Source organism: Cryptosporangium sp. NPDC051539, assembly GCF_044454545.1.
Taxonomy (GTDB): domain Bacteria; phylum Actinomycetota; class Actinomycetes; order Mycobacteriales; family Cryptosporangiaceae; genus Cryptosporangium.
Genome location: NZ_JBITDV010000010.1, coordinates 307,609 through 327,072 on the forward strand (window position 1 = coordinate 307,609; position 19,464 = coordinate 327,072).

At 71.3% G+C, this 19,464-nt stretch carries 17 protein-coding genes and 1 pseudogene; 7 read left to right on the forward strand and 11 right to left on the reverse strand.

Annotation, left to right across the window (positions count from 1 at the left end):
• Positions 1-4 precede the first annotated feature (4 nt).
• Positions 5-964 (forward strand): alpha/beta hydrolase, encoded by a 960-nt coding sequence (locus ACIBZJ_RS29900; protein ID WP_395935410.1) that lies wholly within the window; start codon positions 5-7, stop codon positions 962-964.
• Here ACIBZJ_RS29900 and ACIBZJ_RS29905 read toward each other — a convergent pair.
• A complete protein-coding gene (locus tag ACIBZJ_RS29905; protein ID WP_395935412.1) occupies positions 924-1,703 on the reverse strand; it encodes a carbon-nitrogen hydrolase family protein in 780 nt (259 codons plus the stop codon). The two genes, ACIBZJ_RS29900 and ACIBZJ_RS29905, sit on opposite strands and share 41 nt — an antisense overlap.
• Positions 1,704-1,747: 44 nt before the next feature.
• Positions 1,748-2,332, reverse strand: a complete 585-nt coding sequence (locus ACIBZJ_RS29910; protein ID WP_395935414.1) for a hypothetical protein — start codon at positions 2,330-2,332, stop codon at positions 1,748-1,750.
• Between the two features lie 392 nt (positions 2,333-2,724).
• Between ACIBZJ_RS29910 and ACIBZJ_RS29915 the strand changes: the two genes are divergently transcribed.
• Complete coding sequence (locus ACIBZJ_RS29915) at positions 2,725-3,345, forward strand: TetR/AcrR family transcriptional regulator (protein WP_395935416.1); 621 nt, start codon at positions 2,725-2,727, stop codon at positions 3,343-3,345.
• A 2-nt stretch (positions 3,346-3,347) separates the two neighbouring features.
• Here ACIBZJ_RS29915 and ACIBZJ_RS29920 read toward each other — a convergent pair whose 3' ends face one another.
• The 9 genes and pseudogenes from ACIBZJ_RS29920 to ACIBZJ_RS29960 all read right to left on the reverse strand — a co-directional run bounded on the left by ACIBZJ_RS29920 (position 3,348) and on the right by ACIBZJ_RS29960 (position 10,255).
• Positions 3,348-3,881 carry a PaaI family thioesterase gene (locus tag ACIBZJ_RS29920; protein ID WP_395935418.1) on the reverse strand — a complete coding sequence of 178 codons (534 nt, stop codon included), beginning with the start codon at positions 3,879-3,881 and terminating at the stop codon, positions 3,348-3,350.
• Complete coding sequence (locus ACIBZJ_RS29925; protein WP_395935420.1) at positions 3,878-5,161, reverse strand: PucR family transcriptional regulator; 1,284 nt, start codon at positions 5,159-5,161, stop codon at positions 3,878-3,880. The genes ACIBZJ_RS29920 and ACIBZJ_RS29925 overlap by 4 nt, the downstream gene beginning before the upstream one ends.
• Before the next feature lie 11 nt (positions 5,162-5,172).
• On the reverse strand, positions 5,173-5,610 hold the full coding sequence (locus ACIBZJ_RS29930) for a hypothetical protein (protein ID WP_395935422.1): 438 nt from the start codon (positions 5,608-5,610) through the stop codon (positions 5,173-5,175).
• A 112-nt stretch (positions 5,611-5,722) separates the two neighbouring features.
• Positions 5,723-6,028 carry an antibiotic biosynthesis monooxygenase family protein gene (locus ACIBZJ_RS29935; protein ID WP_395935590.1) on the reverse strand — a complete coding sequence of 102 codons (306 nt, stop codon included), beginning with the start codon at positions 6,026-6,028 and terminating at the stop codon, positions 5,723-5,725.
• Between the two features lie 24 nt (positions 6,029-6,052).
• A pseudogene (locus tag ACIBZJ_RS29940) lies at positions 6,053-6,409 on the reverse strand (AtzH-like domain-containing protein); the annotation flags it as partial.
• Positions 6,409-8,097 carry a regulator gene (locus tag ACIBZJ_RS29945; RefSeq protein ID WP_395935424.1) on the reverse strand — a complete coding sequence of 563 codons (1,689 nt, stop codon included), beginning with the start codon at positions 8,095-8,097 and terminating at the stop codon, positions 6,409-6,411. The gene ACIBZJ_RS29945 and the pseudogene ACIBZJ_RS29940, both read right to left, overlap by 1 nt.
• 3 nt (positions 8,098-8,100) lie before the next feature.
• Complete coding sequence (locus ACIBZJ_RS29950; RefSeq protein ID WP_395935426.1) at positions 8,101-8,772, reverse strand: cysteine hydrolase family protein; 672 nt, start codon at positions 8,770-8,772, stop codon at positions 8,101-8,103.
• Positions 8,773-8,787: 15 nt separating this feature from the next.
• On the reverse strand, positions 8,788-9,522 hold the full coding sequence (locus ACIBZJ_RS29955; RefSeq protein WP_395935428.1) for a cysteine hydrolase family protein: 735 nt from the start codon (positions 9,520-9,522) through the stop codon (positions 8,788-8,790).
• A gap of 67 nt (positions 9,523-9,589) precedes the next feature.
• Entirely contained in the window at positions 9,590-10,255 is a 666-nt protein-coding gene (locus ACIBZJ_RS29960; protein ID WP_395935430.1) for a GntR family transcriptional regulator, read from the reverse strand.
• Between the two features lie 571 nt (positions 10,256-10,826).
• Here ACIBZJ_RS29960 and ACIBZJ_RS29965 point away from each other — a divergent pair.
• From ACIBZJ_RS29965 to ACIBZJ_RS29985, 5 genes are all read left to right on the forward strand, one after another.
• Complete coding sequence (locus tag ACIBZJ_RS29965; RefSeq protein ID WP_395935432.1) at positions 10,827-12,602, forward strand: hypothetical protein; 1,776 nt, start codon at positions 10,827-10,829, stop codon at positions 12,600-12,602.
• Between the two features lie 28 nt (positions 12,603-12,630).
• On the forward strand, positions 12,631-14,700 hold the full coding sequence (locus tag ACIBZJ_RS29970) for a protein kinase (RefSeq protein ID WP_395935434.1): 2,070 nt from the start codon (positions 12,631-12,633) through the stop codon (positions 14,698-14,700).
• Positions 14,701-14,716: 16 nt separating this feature from the next.
• On the forward strand, positions 14,717-15,382 hold the full coding sequence (locus ACIBZJ_RS29975) for a Crp/Fnr family transcriptional regulator (RefSeq protein WP_395935436.1): 666 nt from the start codon (positions 14,717-14,719) through the stop codon (positions 15,380-15,382).
• Between the two features lie 119 nt (positions 15,383-15,501).
• Positions 15,502-18,753 (forward strand): AAA family ATPase, encoded by a 3,252-nt coding sequence (locus tag ACIBZJ_RS29980; protein WP_395935438.1) that lies wholly within the window; start codon positions 15,502-15,504, stop codon positions 18,751-18,753.
• 4 nt (positions 18,754-18,757) lie between these two features.
• The coding region (locus tag ACIBZJ_RS29985) for an FHA domain-containing protein (protein WP_395935441.1) at positions 18,758-19,464 on the forward strand (707 nt) is incomplete at its 3' end.

Sequence of the window (19,464 nt, forward strand, 5' to 3'; positions counted from 1 at the left end):
AACGATGCCGATCGACGAGTCCCTCGTCCCATTACTCGCCCTGATCAACTCGCCGCAGGTCCCGAAACTCGGCACGGGTGAGCCCGTGCAGGCCAGGGCCAACTTCCGGGGGCTCACCGTCGACTTGCGCGACCCGTCGACGCTCCCAGCGGTCGCCGCCGTCGAGGACGTGACGATCGACGGCCCGGGCTCCACGCCGCTGCCCGGCCGGATCTACCGGCCCGAGGCCGGCGGCCCGGTACCCACGATCGTGTTCTTCCACGGCGGCGGGTTCGTGCTCGGCGACGTCGAGACGCACGACGACCACGGCCGGTGGCTGTGCCGGGAGGTGGGCGCGGTCGTCGTCAGCGTCGGGTACCGGCTCGCGCCGGAGTCCCCGTTCCCCGGGCCGGTCGACGACGCGCTGGTGGCGGTCCGGTGGGCGGCGGCACGCATCTCCGATCTGGGCGGTGACCCGGATCGGCTCGCGGTCGCCGGAGACAGCGCCGGCGGCAACCTGGCCGCGGTCGTCGCGCAGGACTGCCGGGACGCCGGTGGCCCGGCGCTCGCCGCCCAGCTGCTGTTGTACCCGGCGACCGACTTCGCCGGGGACTACCCGTCGATGGCCGAGAACGCCGACGGGTACTTCCTCACCGAATCCGACATGATCTGGTTCACCACGCACTACGTTCCGAGCGGTGCCGACCCGGGCGACCCGCGGCTCTCGCCACTGCGCGGGCGGCTCGAGGGGCTGCCGCCCGCGGTGGTGGCCACCGCGGGGTTCGACCCGTTGCGCGACGCCGGTGACGCCTACGCCTCGGCGCTGGGCGATGCGGGCGTCCGGACGATCACGCACCGGTTCGACGGGCTGATCCACGGTTTCTTCGGCCTGGGACCGGTCTCCCCGGCGTCCGAAGAAGCCGTTCGAACGGTCTGTGCGTCGCTCAAACAGCTGCTGCGGCCAGCGGGGTCAGCCGACCGCTGAGCGCCCGGCGGGCGAGGCCGACGGCCTCCTCCACGTCGACGTCGGCAATCGCCGCACCGGCCGCGACGCCGGTCGTCGCCAGCACGTCACCACCCGGGTCGACGACCTTGGCGCTGGCGACGAACCGCAGGTCGCCCAGCCGTCCGGACTGGTTCGCCGACAGCCAGAGCAGCTGGTTCTCCACCGCCCGGGCCTGGTCGAACAGGTCGAACCGGCGGGTCCACCGGTCGCGGCCGAGGTCGGGGGACGCATTGGCGCGGGTGGCCGCCCAGGCCGAGAGGCAGACGCCGATCGCCGCGCCGTCGGCCGCGAGCGCACGGGCCGACTCCGGGAACGCCTTCTCGTAGCTGATCATCATGCCGATCCGGCCGACCGGCGTGTCGAAGGCGCCGAACGCGTCCCGGGCCGAGCGGTGCCGGCCGAGCACGCCGTCGCCGGTCACACAGACCGCGCTGCTCTGCCCGGACCCGGTGTCGGACCTCTCGCAGTAGCCGGCGCACAGCACCAGGTCTCCGGCGATCGCGGCCAGCCGCCGGATCTCCGGACCGTCCGGGTCCAGCGCCGGCGGCGCGTCCGGCGCGTCGTCGCCCAGGTACCCGCCGAGGCTCGCCTCCGGCAGCGCCAGCAACTGGACGCCCCGCGCCCGGGCGAGCGCGACCACCCGCTCGATCCGGGCGAAACACTCGTCGAGATCGCGTCCGAACGGCGCAGCGACCGCCGCAACCCGTGTCGTCCTCATCAGTTCCCCCAGGGAGTCGGTCGGAGGTCTATTGGCGCAGAGGTTCAGGTGATGCCGGGGTGCGATGGGGTTGCGGGAGGGGAGTGCGGGCCGACGGCCCGGAGCATGTCGGCGATCGCCTGGCCCATCCAGCGGACGAGCGCGTCGGTACCGGCCTGGTACGGGACGACGACCGGGTGCACGCCGCGGGCGATCAGCCGCGCCGCACCGGCCACCAGCTCGCCGGGGTGCTCACCGGCACCGACGACCAGGCAGGTCGTCACCCGGTAGCGGCCGAACACCCGGACCGCCTCGTCCCAGGCGCGTTCGTAGCCCGACAGCGGCACACCCGGTACCTCGTCGGCGTCGCGGGCACGGACGTCGTCGTCCAGCGAGCCGATGTGGATACCGACGTCGGTGACGCCGGCCGCCGCGAGGGTGCCGAGCGCGCACGCGTCGGTGGGGCTGCAGTCCACCGCGACGCGGATCCCGGGGACGCCGGCCCGGACCGCACGGACGTACGCCGGGACATCGGCCGGGGCCTCGGCGGTCAGCCAGAGACGGGACACGCCGTCGTCCCAGGCGTCGGTCGCGAGCAAGACCAGCTGCGCGGGGCTGCGGACCGGCAACGGGAGTGTTCCGTGGGACATTCCGGTCGACGGGCAGAAGCGACACTCAGGCGCTTTCGAGCCGGCCGGGGCCGGTCTATTCGCCGGACGCGCAATACGGACGCGGAGTACGGCTCCGCTTTTCTTCTCACCGTTCCGGGGCACGGTGTCCTCCCGAGAGTCGTCAGCGGATCGTGCGGTTCCATGAACCGATTCAGCGGCAGCCCGGTATGCCGCGGTGCTCAATCAGGTCCCTGGATCGATCCGCTTGCGTAGGTCTAGTCCAGACGGCGCGGATTAACTGACGATGACAACCGGAATAAACTCATGTCGCAGTCCGAATTGCTTGCCACGAACTGCACCATTTAGGTTCAGTCCCTGCGTTGGCCACCCCGGCCTTCGAGCCACGACCCCAAAGCTGTGGGGGACAGCCTGTGACCACCACCTCGCCCACCCGGACGCCCGCGCCCCGAGGAAGACCCCGAGACCCCGCGCTGGAAGACCGAGTGTTCCGCGCCGCGATCGAGCTGTTCGGCCAGAAAGGCTGGGCCGGTTTCACGATCGACGGCGTTGCGAAGGCCGCCGGCGTCGGCAAGGCCTCGCTCTACCTGCGCTGGAACAGCAAGCAGCAACTCCTGTTCGACGCGCTGGCCGCCCGCGCCTCGATCGACGCGTCGATCGACACCGGCGACATCCGGTCCGACCTGCGTCACCTCGGCGCCCAGTTGCTCGGCATGTTCTGGGCCGACGGCGGCGTGACGTACATGCGTCTGGTCGTCGAAGGCGCGGTGCACACCGAGTTCGCCGAGCACCGCGACCGGCTCACCCACCCGACGATCGCGGCCGCGCGTCAGATCGTGCGGCGTGCGACCGCCCGCGGCGAACTGCCAGCGGGCACGTCACCCGCGGTGGTGCTCGACGCGATCCTCGGAGCGACGATCATGCACGTCGCGGTGACACCGGTCGAGCTGCGCGAGGCCGCCCGGGAGCGGAGCGACGAGTACCTCGACGAGCTCGTCGACCTGCTCCTGGCCGGCGTCCGCCGAACTGCTTGAGGTCAGCCGCGGGCATCCTTCGGCGGGCCGCCGTCGGTCTCCGGAGGGCCGTAGCGGCCGGCGTGCCCGTCGGCGGGCAGCACGACCTGGGTGCACCGGCTGCTGGCCAGCTGGGCACCGTCGGCGTCGTACAGATCGGCGGTGCAGAACACCACGCGGCGGGTCCGCCGGATCACCTCACCGGTCGCCCGCAGCAACCCGGGACGCGCGCTCCGGAGGAACTCGACCCGCAGGTCGGCGGTGAGGAACGCCTGGCCGTGGTCGAGCACGGTCCAGCAGGCGCCGCCCATCGCCGCGTCCAGCAGCGCGGTGACCAGCCCGCCCTGCACGATCGGGCCACCGGCCGAGGGAAAGCAGTAGTCGGCGGTCGCGTCCCACTCCACCGCGGTCGCGCCGGGCGACCAGCCCGCCCGCCGGTACCCGAGCGTCCGCCAGAGGTGCGGGCCGTCGCCGTGGCGGTCCTCCCACTCGTCGACGTCGGCGTAGCGCTCGCCGGCCGGGATGCCCCGCTCCGAGACAAGTCGTTCGTCGGTCATCTGGCTCCTTCGTCGATCGCCCGGATACCCGGCGGCGTGGCCGCGATCCGCGAGCCCAGGTCGAGTACGAAACGGTCCCAGCTCCGGCGCGGGTCGCGGCCGGTCAGCTCGCGCACCCGCCGTAGCCGGTACCGCAGGCTCTGCGGGTGCAGGCCGAGCCGGGCCGCCGCGGTGGTGGCCGACCCGGTCACCAGGAACGCTTCCAGACCCTCGCGCACGTGTTCCTGCCCGGGGTCGACCAGCGCGCCGAGCAGGTGGCGGGCCACGGCCTCCGGCCCGGTCTGCGGACGCCCGGCCAGCAGCGCGAGCGCGTGGGCGTCCGATTCACCGAGCAGCGGGCCGCCCTCGTAGGCATCGGCGGGTGCGAGGTCGAGTGCGAGCGTGGCCAGGCGGTGCGCGTCGACGAGCGTGTCGGCGCGCGGCGGCCGGATCGCGCAGCCGTGGGCGCCGAGTTGCTGGAGTGCGGTGCGCAGATCGCCCGCGTCGCAGAGCGGCAGGAGCAGCACGGCCCGGTCGGCACGGGCGGCCCGGTCGGCAAGGGCGGCCCGGTCGGTCTGGTCGGCGGGGGCGGGCCGGGCGGTGACCAGTGGCCGGGGATCGCCCGCCGGAAGCGCCGCGGCCAGCTCGTGCCCGAGGCGGAGGCCCGGATCGGAACTCGAGCCCGGCTCGCGGTTCAGCGGTTGGGCGACCAGCAGCAGGGCGGGGTTCGGGAGCGTGATGCCGAGGGCCCGGGACCGGTCGGCGGCGGCGCCGGGGTGCGCCTGACGTCCGGCGAGCAGGTCGTCGAGGAAGTCGCGCAGCGCCCGGTCCCGATCGGTGACCAGGCGCTCGGCGGACGCGCTGTACCCCTCGTAGATCGCCTCGGTGAGCTGGTCGAACGTCGTCAGCCAGAGGCGCGAGAGCCCGATCGCGCCGGCGACCGTGAGCATCGGCTCGACCCGCTCGACGATCTGGTCGATCGCGGTGGTGGCCGCCACCCGGTAGGCCCGCAGGACGCTCGGCAGCGGGCGCCCGTCGGCACCGCGGGCGGCACCGATGCCGCGCACCCGGGCCAGGTCGGACGGGCTGAGCTCGGCGTCGTCGACCCAGAGGTCGACGACGCGGCCCAGCACCCAGAGCGCGATCGCCCGCACCTCGGCCAGCTGCCGGACGTCGAGCGCGCGGTAGGCCGGGATCTCGGCGAGGATCCGCTCGACGATCAGATCGCCGATCGTGTTCTCGGCGGCCCGGATCGTCCGGCGCATGCTGTCCCGGTCGGCGTCGGCCTGCTGCGGGGACATGCCGCCACACCTTAGGCGGCCGCGGCGTGCACCAGTACGTCGAGATCCTCGATCAGCGTGGTGCACTCGGCGAGCAGGGTCCGGGGGACGCGGATCGTGTGCTGGGGCCCGGGACGGGCGCCGGCCTGGACGCCCAGGTGCACCGTGACCCACTCGACCGTGGCGACGAGGTGGTCGCGCAGGTCGGCGAGCAGCAGGTCGAGCTCGTTCAGCTCGGCGACGAGCACCGGGCGGTTCGTCCAGCGGCCGGGATTGGTGGAACAGCCGGCGAGCCAGGCGCCGGCCCGCTGACCGGCGTCGGCGGCGCCGCCGATCGGGCGGTTGTCCGGCGGCACCGCGGCGGCGATGCGGAGCAGGCTGTACGAGGCGCGGGCAGCCAGCGCCTGACGCACCTCGTGGAGCCGCAACAGCTCGTGGAGGTCGTCCGGAAATGAGGGAGTAATCGGCACAAACCAGACGTCGGCCGACATCGGAGCCCGCTGCGTCGACCGGGCGACACGCTCCCCAGCCGCAACCTCGCCGGCGATGGCCCTGACCTGCGGCCCTGGGCGGGCCGCCTACTCAGCGGGGATCGGCCGACTGGATGACCTCGAATTCGAGGAGCGACGAGCCGGAGGCGACCGGGCGGGCGCGTTCGCCGGAGTGTGCCTCCATGGCCGGGCCGTTCACCCAGGCCTGGAAGTGCTCCTCGCTCTCCCAGCGGGTGTAGACGAAGTAGCGGGTCTCGCCCTTCACCGGACGCAGCAGCTCGAACCCGAGAAAGCCCGGCGAGCCCTCGACCGCACCGTGCCGGGCGCCGAAGCGCTTCTCCAGCTCCGGGCCCGCGCCCTCCGGAACCTCGATCGCGTTGATCTTCACGACAGCCATGGACGGCAGCCTAATCTCCGAGACGTGCGCGCTCACGATCCGCCACCCGGCCGGTAGGCGCACCCACGTCTGCGACTGCCGCCCCAGAGCCGGTACGGACGGATACGTGAACAGCGTCGTGACGACCCCGGAGTCGGTGCCGAACGTGGTCACCCGGGTCTCGGCCAGCCGGCGCCCGGTCGGCACCGGCGGCTGTTCCGCCCGCCAGGCCCGCAGTTCGTCGATCCCGTTCTGCCGATCGGCGATCCCGAACCGCACCGTCCGGGCCGAGTCGTGGAACCAGCCGAGGATCGCGGCCCGATCGTCGCGCACCAGTGCGTCCTCGTAGGAGGAGAACGCCGCACGAACCTCGGCCACGATCTCCGGCCGGTCCACCTCCATCAGATCTTTTCCTCGGCGGGCACCGCTTCCTCGGCGGGCACCGCCCGGGGCGCGGGTACGACGTCGGCGGCCGGGACGATCGAACCGGCCGGTTCCTCGCCCGGCTGGACGACCGCGCCACCGCCGTGCAGGCGGTCGAGTTCGATCTCCTCGGCGTCGCGAACCCGCGGTGCCGGACGCGTCGCCGCGAACGCGGCGCAGACGACCGCGACGAACAGGTAGCCGAGCGCCACCTGGCCGTTCATGTTCCAGCCGACCTCGGGTGCGTGGATCAGCCCGACGAACGAGAGCACCGAGCCGACCGCGGCCACCACCGTCGCCCCGATGAACTTCTTGTCGATCAGGAACACGACCAGCGCGCCGAGCACCATTCCGGCGAGCACCGCGCCCTGCCCGAGCGTGTTCAGCCCGCCGTAGACCACACCGGCGTTGTTCAGCGCGTCCTCGCCGACCGCGCTCGCGGTGGTGCCGGCGGCGGCGAGGGCGTTGTCCATCTGCCCGGCGGCCCAGGACGCGATGTTCGGAATCAGCGCCGCGACCACCGCCGCCGCGTGCGCCCGGGGCGTCGCCTGGAACGCCTGCGCACCGATCAGCAGACCGATGTAGAGCAGGATCGGAACGATCGCCGCGGTGGGTAACAAGGCCCCGAGGACGCTGAACATCCCCAGGAAACAGAGGACCGCGATCACCACACCGGTGGCCAGCGAGTACCCGGCCCGGCCACCGGCCGCCTTCCAGCCCGGGTGGCCGACGTAGACCGCGGGCGGGAACGGCGAGCCGAGTGCGGCACCGATCACCGCGCCGGCCCCGTCGGCCAGCAAGATGCTGCGCAGGTTGTAGTTGTCACCGGCGGTGGCCGCGCTCTCGACGTTCGTCATGCCCTCGGTGAAGTTGTAGACGCCGAGCGGGATCGCGGTCGCGAGCAGTGGCCCGACTTCCTTGAGCCCGTCGAACAGGTCGCCGAAGTGGAAGTTCGGGAACGAGAACGCGATGTCTTTGGCCGCCGCGGATACGTCGGGGACGGACATCGCGCCGCCGATCCAGCCGATCGCGGTGCCGACCAGCAGCGCGGCCAGGCCGATCGGGATGTTGCCCGGCAGCTTGAGGTCGGTGAACAGCCCGATCAGCAACAGCGCGAACACCGGCAGGGCGATCCAGGCCTGCGCCCACATCTGCCCGGCCGGACGCATCGAGATGAACGTGATCGAGATGCCCGCCAGCGTGCCCAGCATGGCCGCGCGCGGCGTCCACTTCCGGATGTACGGACCGACGAACGCCCCGATCAGCACGATGATGCCGATGATGAACGCCCAGGCCAGACCGGCCTGCCAGGCGCGCACGGCGTTGTTGGTCTTCAGGTAGATCGGCAGCATGATCAGGAAAACCACGATGAACATGTGCGGGACGCTCGGCCCGTACGGCATCGCGGTGACGTCGGTGCGGTTCTCCCGCGCGGCCAGACGGCGGGCCAGATACGTGTAGTAGGCGTTGCCGACCACCAGCGCGATGCCCAGCGCCGGAAGGATCGAGCCGAAGACGTCGTCTTTCGGGATGTGCACCACGAACAGGCACAGGCCGGACAGCGTCAGCACGTTGACCAGGACGTTGATGCCCAGGCCGAAGAACGCGTTCGTGTCACCCCGGACCCAGAACGGGAGCGTGCTCGAACGCGACGAAAGCTTGATCATCGGTCATCTCTCCAGTACGTCGAGCACGGCCGCCGACGGGGCGACCCAGCCGAAGATGCCGCCCTGGGCGGCGATCATGTCCAGGGCGACGCGGTGGAACTCCGGGAAGTACGAACCGACGCAGTCGGCGAGAACCAGGCACTCGTAGCCCCGGTCGTTGGCCTCGCGCACGGTGGTGTGAACACAGACCTCGGTGGTCACGCCGGCGACGATCAGGCTCTTGATCCCGGCTTCGGCCAGGAGCGAGCCGAACGACGTGGCGTAGAACGCGCCCTTGCCGGGCTTGTCGACGATCGCCTCGCCGGGCAGCGGCTTGAGTTCGTCGACGATGTCCTGACCCTCTTCGCCGACGATCAGGATCCGGCCCTTGGGGCCTTCGTCACCGATCTTCAGCGTCGGGTTGCCGCGGTGGAGCTTGGCGTCGGGGAGGTCGGAGAGGTCGGGCTGGTGCCCTTCCCGGGTGTGGATGATCGGAATGCCCGCGGCCCGGAACGCGGTGAGGATCGCGGCGGTCGGCTCGATCGTCGATCTCAGCAGGCTGACGTCGTTGCCGAGCGTCTCGCCGAAGCCACCGGGCTCCATGAAGTCGCGTTGCATGTCGATCACGACCAGCGCGGTCGTCGCCGGGTCGAAGGTGTACGAGTAGGGACGCGCGTCCACGGACAGTGCTGTCATCGGCATACGCCTTCCTCAGGCCGAAACTGCTGCTTGGGCGGAAGCAGGGATGGAGGTGGCCGCGATGATGTCGGCGGACGTGCTGACGCAGCCGAAGACGCCGCCCTGCATCGTCACCATGTGCAGCGCGGCGGCGTGGTTGCCGGGATCGGTCGCGCCGGTGCAGTCGGACAGGATCACGCACTCGTAGCCGCGGTCGTTGGCCTCACGCATCGTCGTGTGGACGCACACGTCGGTCGTGATGCCGGTGAGGATGAGGTGCGTGATGCCCTTCGTGCGCAGCACCAGGTCGAGGTTCGTGGCGTAGAACGCCCCTTTGCCGGGCTTGTCGATCACGACCTCGCCGGCCACCGGGGCGACCTCGGGGACGATCTCCCAGCCGGGCTCGCCCCGGACCAGGATCCGGCCGCACGGGCCCGGGGCCCCGATCTCGGCCCCGATCTGCGCCGACCGCCACCGTTTGTTCGGGGGCAGGTCGGAGAGCTCGGCGTCGTGCCCCTCCCGGGTGTGGACGACGAGCATGCCGATCTCGCGGGCGTGTTCGAGCAACCGCGCGGTCGCGGGCAGTCCCGCACGGGTGAGTGCGATGTCGTAGCCCATCGAGTCGACGTAACCGCCGGGGCCACAGAAGTCGGTTTGCCAGTCGATGCAGATCAGTGCGGCGTTGTCCGCGGAGACGGAGCCGTCGTACGGCCAGGCGTAAGGCTGGGCGTTCACCGGCCCGATCCGGGCCGCTTCTCTGGATTGCATACAGTCGATTGTCGAGCGTCTCTTTTCAGAAACCGCTCCTCAGTGTTACGTCTCGATGACGCAGCGACTAGGTGAGGTACTGGCGGGCGCCGTGAACCGACAGTTCGGTCAGAACGACGTCCGGATCCGAGCCGGAGACCGCGTCGTAGAGGCGCTGGTGGCGTGCGACGTTGTCGGCCCCGTGGCCGGTGGCCGCCTCGCGCCGCAAGTTGATCGCCATGTACAGCTGCGTCTTCACGACCACCGATTCGTGCACCCAGGCCAGCTGGCGGTTGTTCGCCAGCCCCACCAGCGCGATGTGGAACCGCCGGTGCGCCTCGGCCATCGCGAACCGGTCTCCGACCTCGTCGGCCACCCGCATCGCGTCGAGTTCGGCGTGCAGCGCGACCAGCCGGCGCGGATCGTCGATCGGGAAGGCCTGCTCGACCGCGTACCGCTCCAGGACGTCCCGCACCCCGTACAGCTGCTGCAGGTCGGCGTCGGTCAGCGTGGCGACGCGGGCTCCGCGCCGGGGGAAGTGGTCGATCAGGCCCTGCTGGGCCAGCAGCCGGAGCGCCTCGCGGAGCGGGGCGCGGCTGATCCCGAATCGCCGGGTGAGCTGTTCCTCGATGAGTCTTTCGCCGGGTTCCGTGCCGCCGCTCAAGATGTCCGCCCGCAGCCGGGCGACCGCGAGGTCGACCAGACTCGGGGTCTCCAGCGCATCCGGCCCGGCGGCCGCGACGACATTTTCCACGATCTTGAGTCTGCCAGCCGGTCCACACCCCCGAACTGACCCTCCGAACGGCGGATCTTGTACAAACCGGACGGACAGTTCACACCGGCCGGAGCGGCAGACCACTACCGGGTCAGCACGGGACCTCCGCGCGTTCGCGTGACGTGACGCCGTCTCGGCCGTCATAAAGGTCTGGAGAAGTGTTCCGGCGCGAACGTTCCGGGCGTTCCCGCCACGATCTCGGAGTCACCGGACGGCCTGCACCCTGTTCGCAGGCCGCGCCGCTGCGTGCGCCGAGAACGAGGACGCTTCTGACGAATCGGAGAGGACCGAAACGATGACCACTACGCCGGAATAACAGCAGCCACACTCGCGCGCACGAGCGACCGTCGCGAAGCGACGGTGCTGCTCCTACCGTGGCCGGCCGGGCATTGTCGGGGTTCCGACTGCCGTGCCCGTACCAGCCACATGTCCGGTTACGCCGCCCTTAGGCCCGTGATAACTTTCACCGGATTCATGGTCCAGCTACAGGCGCCGGCCAACCGCCGATGATCGACGCTCCTCTCCATCCCTCCGAGTGGAGGAACTCCCCATGCGTCTGCCTCGTCTCCGGCTGATCGCAGCAGTAATGGCTGTATGCGTCTCGGCCCTCGTACTCGGCACCGCCCAGCCGGCCCAAGCACACAAGCACCCGACGCCCGTGCAGCTCATCTCGCCTGCCGTAGTCCGGATCATGACGTACGGCAAGGTCAGCATCTCGCTGATCGAACACAACTTCCGCGGCTCCACCGGCAACGACATCTCGCTGGTCCAGCGCTCCTACCAGCCGTTGCTCGCGACCGGCAGCGGCGCTGTCGTCAACCCCACCGGCACGATCGTGACGTCACCGACGGTCACCGGGGTCGACCTCAACCGCGCCGCGATCTACGCGGTCAACAAGGTCTTCAACGAGCGCTACGGCGACGGCGCACCCATGCCCGCCGACCCGTACAGCAAGGCGAAGCCGTCCGGCAACACCAGCGACGTGGTCAGCCGCCGGCTGCAGCGCTGCTACAGCGGCAACACCACCGACGAGACCGGCGGCTGCGTGATCTTCACCCAGGCCGTCGTCGTCGTGCAGCCGTTCGTGGCCGACCAGAAGCAGTTCGGCAACCTGCCCGCCGAGGTCGTGTACCCGACCGGCGGCAAGAAGGCGGACGTGTCGGTACTGAAGGTCGGCGCGAGCAGCATGCCGTCCGTCGTGCTCGGCACCTCGGCGGCCGAGGTCGAGGCGATCTCCGAGCTCGGCTTCACGAACACGCCGTCCGACGAGAAGTCGCTGAAGCTCGTCCAGGCGCACTTCGACAAAAAGGGCAGCGGCGTCGAGCGGAAGAACGACGACTACCAGGCCGAGGTCAACGCGGGCTTCACCAACGGCATGGACGGGGCCCCGGTCGTCTCCGAGAAGGGCCAGGTCGTCGGCTTCCTGAAGAAGGACGGCGGCCAGGTCAAGCTCGTCGGCCCGGACGCGGTCGCCGACGCGCTGTCCGCGGTCGGGGTCAAGCCCGAGCGGGGCCCGACCGACCTGGTGTACGAGAACGCGCTGCACAACTACAACAACGCGCTCTACACCGCGGCCGCACCCAACCTGGCCCAGGTGCTGAAGCTCTACCCGGGCCACGCGCTCGCGACCGAGAAGCTGGCGGTCGCCAACCAGCGCAAGGGCACGTCCGCCGACAAGGGCAGCGAGGGCGCGACCGACACGTCCGGCTTCGGCTCGAACGACAACGGCGGCTCCAGCAGTTCCGATTCGTCGCCGAACATCCTGCTCTGGGGTGGCTTGGCCGCGGTCGCCGTCCTCGCGCTGCTGCTCGGCTTCGTGCTGCTGCGCGGCCGTGGCGACAAGAACAAGATGGTCAACGGCCCGACGCCGGACCCGAACATGATGCCCGGCTACGGACAGCCCTACCCCGGTGGCGCGATGCCGCCGCCCGGCTGGGTCGATCCGCGGCAGCCGGGCGGCCCGTACGGAGCGCCGTACCCGTACCCGGGTGTGCCCGCGTACACCGAGCCGCCCGCGGGTGCGCCGCAGTCCGGTGTGCCGTACGTCGACCCGAACGGCCAGACCGTGATGCACTACGCGCCCGGTATACCGGGCAATGCACCGGCAATGCCCGGTATGTCGCACGGTGGCCCGGGGTCGTCCGGTGCGGGTTCGCCGAGCGGCGCTACCGTGGTCGCCGCCGAGGGCTCGGACGCACCCACCAGCCTGCTGGCCGTCCGCCCTGGTGACGCTCCGGCCGACGCGGCCGGAAACTGTGACCATTGTGGGCAGCCGCTCCAGTCGGGGCAGCAGTTCTGCGGTTACTGCGGTAGCCGGGTGCACTGAGACGTGTCGAACGAACCGGTGGTCAGGGATGAGTGATTCGATCGAGTCCGCGCGCCTCGAGGGGCTTCGCGCTGCGGGCTACGAGATGCAGTCGCTCATCGGGCGCGGGGGCATGGCGTATGTCTACCGCGCGGAAGACACCCGTCTCGGTCGCATCGTCGCGGTGAAGGTGCTCGCTCCGGAACTCGCCCAGAACGAGGAGTTCCGGCAGCGGTTCCTGCGGGAGTCGCGCCTGGCGGCCTCCCTCGACCACCCGAACATCATCCCGATCTACGAGGCCGGCGAGGTCGACGGTCACCTCTACCTGGCCATGCGCTTCGTCGAGGGCGCCGACCTCAAGGTCGTGCTCAAGCGCCGGGGGACGCTCACCGTCGACGAGGCGATGGGCGTCTTCGGCCAGGTCGGTGCGGCCCTCGACGCCGCGCACAAGGCCGGCCTCGTCCACCGTGACGTCAAGCCGGCGAACATCCTGGTCTCGGCGGCCACCGCACCCGGCGGCCGTGACCACGTGTACCTGAGCGACTTCGGCCTCACCAAGCGGGCGTCGTCGCTGACCGGCGTCACGGCGACCGGCATCGTCGTCGGGACGATGGACTACGTCGCGCCCGAGCAGATCGGCGGCAAGGCGGTCGACGCCCGGACCGACGTGTACGCGCTGGGGTGCGTGGTCTACCAGGCGCTGACCGGCAAGGTGCCGTTCATCCGGACGGACGACGCGGCGCTGCTCTGGGCACACCTGATGGAGATGCCGACGCCGATCAGCCAGGTGCGGCAAGACGTCCCGGCAGCCGTCGACAAGGTCGTGGAGACCGCGATGGCGAAGGGGCCGGAGGGGCGGTTCGCGTCCTGCGGGGAGTTCATCAGCGCGCTGGGCGCCGCGTTCAACGGCAACCAGGTCAACCTGCCGACGAGTGCGACCGGCGGCACGGCGGTCAGCCCGAGCAGCGCGCCGCCGTCGGCGTACCCGGGCGGTCCGTACACGCCGCCGTCGGGCGCGGGCCAGACCGGGGCCCAAACCGGTGCACAGCCCCAGGGGACTCCGACCACGCAGGTGCCGGGGGGCGAATACTCGCCGCAGACCCCGTATCCGCACCAGTACTCACCCACGCAGTTCCCGCCCGGCGCGTACCCGCAGTCGGCACCGCCGCACTCGGCGCCGCCCCACTCGGCACCCCCGCAGTCGGCACCGCCCCACTCGGCTCCGCCGCAGTACTCGTCACCTCCGCAGTACTCGGCTCCGCCGCAGTACTCGACGCCGCCCCAGTACTCGACGCCGCCGCAGGCGATGACGCCCTACTCGGCCCCGCCGAGCCAGCACACCGGTGCGCCTTACCCGTACTCGGCCCCGCCGCACCCCGGTTCGGCGCCGCCGTACCCGTACTCGGCCCCGCCCGCCGGCTCCGCACCGCCCTACCCGTACTCCGCGCCGCCGCAGGGCGTCAGCGGGCCGCCCGCCAACGGGCAGACGCCGTCGTCCGGCTCGGGGCGGCGCAAGCTGCTGATCGGCGGCCTCGCCGGTGCGCTGGTCCTCGTCATCGCGTTGGTGGCCTTCCTCGTCCTCAAGCCGTTCCAGGAGGGCACGAAGCACTTCACCGCCACGACGACGGTGCCGATCTCGTTCGACTATCCAGACAGCTGGAAGATGGCCGGTCCGGGCACGAACGTGGTGTTCTCGCCGCACTCGAGCGAGGCGTTGTCGCTGTTCGGTACTCCGGGCGCGGCCACGAGCTGGAACGACATCGACCGGCCGCTGAAGAACGACTCGGACTCGGTTGTCGGCGTCTACACGTTGCTGGCCACGACGGACTTCCCGGCGACCGCGGACGAACGCAAAGCCACGCTGGCCAACTACCTGCCGGCCACGGTCTCGCTCAACACTCAGCAAACGGCAGTCGTGGACGGGCGGGACGCGACTCGGCACGACGGTTCTCTCCAGGAATCGGGCGGCGACGGCGATCTGCGGATCCGCTGCTTCGTCGTCAAGGACGCGACGTCGAACCAGACCGTCCTGCTGGTGTTCTTCGCCTCGGAAAGCGCCTGGGACAAGAACGAGAGCAAGTTCAAGACCTTGCTCGATTCGGTGAAGTTCAAGGCCTGAGGGAGAGCCGCGGTCGATGGAGTGGTCAACGCTGTCCATGCTCAACGAGAAGGAGCGGCGCGAGCTGCTGACGGTCGCCCGGAGGCGGAAGTTCCGCCGGAACGAGGTCCTGTTCCACGAGGGTGACCCGGCCAACTCCCTGCACCTGATCGAGTCCGGTCACGTGAGCGTGCGTGTGACGACCGACGCCGGAGACAGCGTGACGCTGGCCATCGCCGGACCGGGCGAGACCGTCGGCGAGCTGGCGCTGCTGGAGGCCGACCCGAGCAAGGCGGTACGGTCGGCGACCGTGACCGCGCTCGAGGGCTGCGAGACGCTGTCACTGCAGCGTGACCGGTTCGACGCACTGCGTCAGCAGTACCCGCCGATGGACCGGGTGCTGGCCCAGTTACTGGCGAACCAGGTACGGCGGCTCAACGGCCGGCTGCTGGAGTTCCTGTACCTGCCCGCCGACAAGCGGGTGCTGCGCCGGCTGGCGAACCTGGCCCGGGCCTACGACGACGGCCAGACCCGGCCGGTCGCGGTACCGCTGACCCAGGAGGTCATCGCGAGCCTCGCCGGGACGTCGCGCCCGACGACCAACCAGGCACTGCGCGCGGTCGAGGAGGCGGGCATCATCGCGATCGGACGCTCGAAGATCGAGATCCTCAACCCGGCGGCTCTCGTTCGTAAGGCCCGGTGACTTCTTCCCCACCTACCCCGAGTACTGATCCGCCAGGTCGGGGGCGTGAGCTAGACCACGAAGTCAGGTCTCCGTCAGTCCGGGTGGGCTCGGAAGCGCGGGGCGCCTACGCTACCCCCGTGCCACCCGAGATCCGGTGCTCGAACTGCGGCGAGGAAAACAACCCGCCGCAGGCTAGGTTCTGCTTTTCCTGCGGAAACGCACTGACCTCCGAGGACACCAGAGAGCTACGCAAGACGATCACGGTCGTCTTCACCGACGTCGTCGGTTCCAGTGCGCTGGGCGAACGGCTCGACCCCGAAGTGCTGCGCCGGATGATGACCCGTTACTACGAGCACGCGACCGCGATCCACGTACGGCACGGCGGCCGGGTGCAGAAATTCATCGGCGACGCGGTGATGGCGGTGTTCGGGCTCCCGAACTCCCGCGAAGACGACGCCCTGCGGGCGGTGCGGGCGGCGGCCGAGCTGCACGCGTCGCTGGAGGGGCTGAACGAGACGCTCCGGCGCGACTGGGGCGTCACGCTGAACCTGCGGACCGGCGTCAATACCGGTGAGGTCGTGATCGGGCAGGCGTACCTGGGGCAAGACATCACGCTCGGGGACGTCGTCAACGTGGCCGCCCGGCTGGAAACCGCGGCCGAGCCCGGAACCGTCCTGATCGGAGACTCGACCTACCGCCTGTCCCGGGACGCGGTGACCGCGGAGATGCTGCCGCCGATGACCGTCCGGGGCCGGGGCGTCCCGGTCGACGCCTGGCGGCTGCTGGCCGTCAAACCCGGAGCTTCCGGACATGCGCGCCGGCTGGACGCGCCGATCGTCGGCCGGACCCGAGAGCTCCAGCTGCTGCGGCAGTTGTTCGACCGGGCGGTGACCGAGCGCGCGGCGCGGACCGTCACCGTGCTCGGGTCCGGCGGCGCCGGGAAGTCGCGGTTGCTGCACGAGCTCCTGGCGCAGGTCCAAGACCGGGCGACGGTGCTGCACGGCGAGTGTCTGAGCTACGGAGACGGTCTCACCTACCTGCCGCTGGCCGAGGTGGTCCGGCAGGCCGCCGGTGCGGGGCCGGAGGAGGACACCGCGGCCGTCCGGGCCAAGCTGTCCGCGCTGCTGCCCGGCGACAACCACACGGTGGCCGCGCTGGCCGGTCTGCTCGGCGACCCGACGGCTCCGGCCGCGGCCGGAGGCAACCAGAACCCGTCGGCGATCCCGGCCGGCAGCGTCGAAGATCTGCCTCAGGCGATGTACCGGTTCGCCCACACGCTCGCCTCGCGGCGTCCGCTCGTCCTGGTTCTGGACGATCTGCACTGGGCGGAACCGGCGCTGCTCGACCTGATCGTCCAGATCTCCGACTGGCTGCGCGACAGCCCGGTGCTGATCTGCTGCCTGTCCCGCCCGGAGCTGCTGGAAGCCCGGCCGGAGTGGGGCCGGGGCGGCACGAACACCTGGATGCTGACGCTCGAGCCACTCGGGTCCAACGACTCGGCCGCGCTGCTCGACAACCTGCTGGACGGCGCCGACGGGGCCGAGGAGGTCCGGGCCCGGATCGTCGAGGCGGCCGAGGGCAACCCGCTCTACATCGAGGAACTCGTCGGCATGCTGCTCGACGACGGTCTGCTCGACCGGGTCGACGGCAAATGGACGCTGACCTCGGAGATCAACCGGCTGGCCGTGCCGCCGAGCGTCGGCGCGCTGCTGGCCGCCCGTCTCGACGGACTGCCGAAGGACGAGCGCGGCGTGCTCGAGCGGGCCGGGGTCATCGGTGACGTGTTCTACCGCAACGGGGTCATCGCGCTGACGCCGCCGGAGCAGCAGCGCGACGTGACCGGGGCACTGCTCTCGCTGGTCCGCAAGGAACTGCTGCGGCCGGAGGGTTCGGTACTGCACGGCGAGAGCGCGCTGCGGTTCCGGCACCAGCTGGTTCGTGACGCCGCGTACAACTCGCTCTCGAAGCGTGAACGCGCGCATCTGCACGAGATGGCCGGGCGCTGGATGGAGGAGAAGCTCGCCGGGCGGTTGCCCGAGCTGGAGGAGATCGTCGGTTTCCACCTGGAGCAGGCGGCCCGGTTCCGCACCGGTATCGGGCCGGTCGACGCGGACACGCTCGAGCTGTCCCGCCGCGCCGCGGAGCACCTCGGCCGCGCCGGGCGTCGAGCGTTCGCCCGCCGGGACATGCCGGCCGCGATCACGTTGCTGGGCCGCGCCACCGCGCTGCTGCCCGCTGAGCACGCCGCCCGGGTCGGGCTGCTGCCCCAGTTCGCGGCCGCACTGGTCGAGCGCGGTGAGTTCAACCGGGCGTCCGAATTGCTCGACGAGGCGGCCACCGCCTCGGAGCGGACCGGAGACACCGAGCTCCGCTCCGAGACCGAGAAGGTCCGCTCGGTGCTGCGCCTGCTGTCCGGGCCGGCCACCGGCGACAACGCGTCCGCGGCAGACGAGCGCCCGCCGTTGCCGGATCTGACGACGACGGTCGAGCTGGGCGCCGGAGGCGGGTCGGCCGCGGCGAACTGGACGCTGCTGCGGGACGTCCGCTGGCTGCCGCGGGCGGTGCACAACACCGACCGGGGCCAGACCGACGAGGAGCATCCCAGCGGCGCCGGGCCGGGCGCGGACTCGCGCCGGCAGGCGATCTCCAAGGCGTTCGCACTGGCCGCGGTTCTCGGCGACGCGGCGGTGGAGCCGACGATCGCCCAGTACCGGGCCGAACTGGCCAGTAAGGCGACCAACCGCACGGCGGAGGTCCGGCTGCGCGGCGCGCTGGCCGGTCTGACCGCGATGGCGGGCAACTTCGACGACGCCCGCGAGCACCTGGTCGCGGCGCAGGCGATCACCGATCGGCTGGGGCTGCGGGTGCGTGCGGTGTCGCTGGCGTACCTCGGTGGCTACGTCGAGATGCTGGCGGGCGACCCGTCAGCGGCGGCCGAGAGACTTCATGCCGGCGCCGAGGAATGCGCCCAGATGGGTGAGAGGTACGTGTTGTCGAACCTGCTCGCGCTGCTGGCGCAGGCCCGGTATGCGCAGGGTGTGCTGGCCGAGTCGGCCCAGCTGGCCAGCGACGCCGAGCGCGCCGCCCCGAGCGACGAGATCGTCGCGCAGGCGACGGCCCGGGCCGCCCGGGGTAAGGCACTGGCCCGGCTGGGCCGGGTGGAGCAGGCGGTGAACGCCGCCCGGTCGGCGGTCGATACGGTTCGCGGCACCGGATTGTCGACCGTCGAGGCGGATGTACAGATGGACCTCGCGGAGGTGCTGGAACTGCTACGCGACCCGATCGGCGCCCGCATCACGGCGACCGACGCGCTCGAGAAGTACGAACGTAAGGGCAACGTCATCTCCGCCGCGCGCGCCCGCGGGGTCGTGCTGCGGTTGGGTGGGTGACCGGATGACTCAGCTCGTCGAAGTCCGCGAACCGGGCTTGCCGTCGCGGTCGGCGGTGATCGAAGGGGTCGTGGAGGTCGGTCGCGACGCGTCCGGGATCCTGCTGTCCGATCCGGAGACCTCGCGGCGGCATGCGGCGCTGACCAGCGTCGAAGATTTCCTGACCGTGCGGGATCTCGGGAGCACGAACGGGACGTCCGTCAACGGTGCGCCGATCCAGGCCGAGACGTTGCTCAATCCGGGCGACGTCGTGGGGCTCGGAGACGTCCGCATCGTCGTTCTCGGCTCGCGCGAGGAAGCGACCACACCTGGCAACGCCCCGGCCCCGTACGCCGCGGAGGGATCCGCGGGAGACACGGCCGATCTGCCGGTCGGGCCGATGGATCCGCCCGACGGCGGTGCGGCGGGACGGGCTTCGGCGCTCGGGAGCGCGCGCGTGGCCGGCTCGGCGACGCCGCCGGGAACCGGTCCGCAACCGCTGCCGGCCGAGGCCGGCCCGGCCGGGCGCGCATCGGTCCCGGTGCCGCCACCACGCCCGACCGGCCCCGCGGGTGTACCTGCGGGCTCAGCACCCGCCGTCGGCTCCGCCCACGTCGGCTCCGCGCAGGTGGGGTCCGCGCAGGTGGGGTCCGCGCAGGTGGGGTCCGCGCAGGTGGGGTCCGCGCAGGTGGGGTCCGCGCAGGTGGGGTCCGCGCAGGTGGGGTCCGCGCA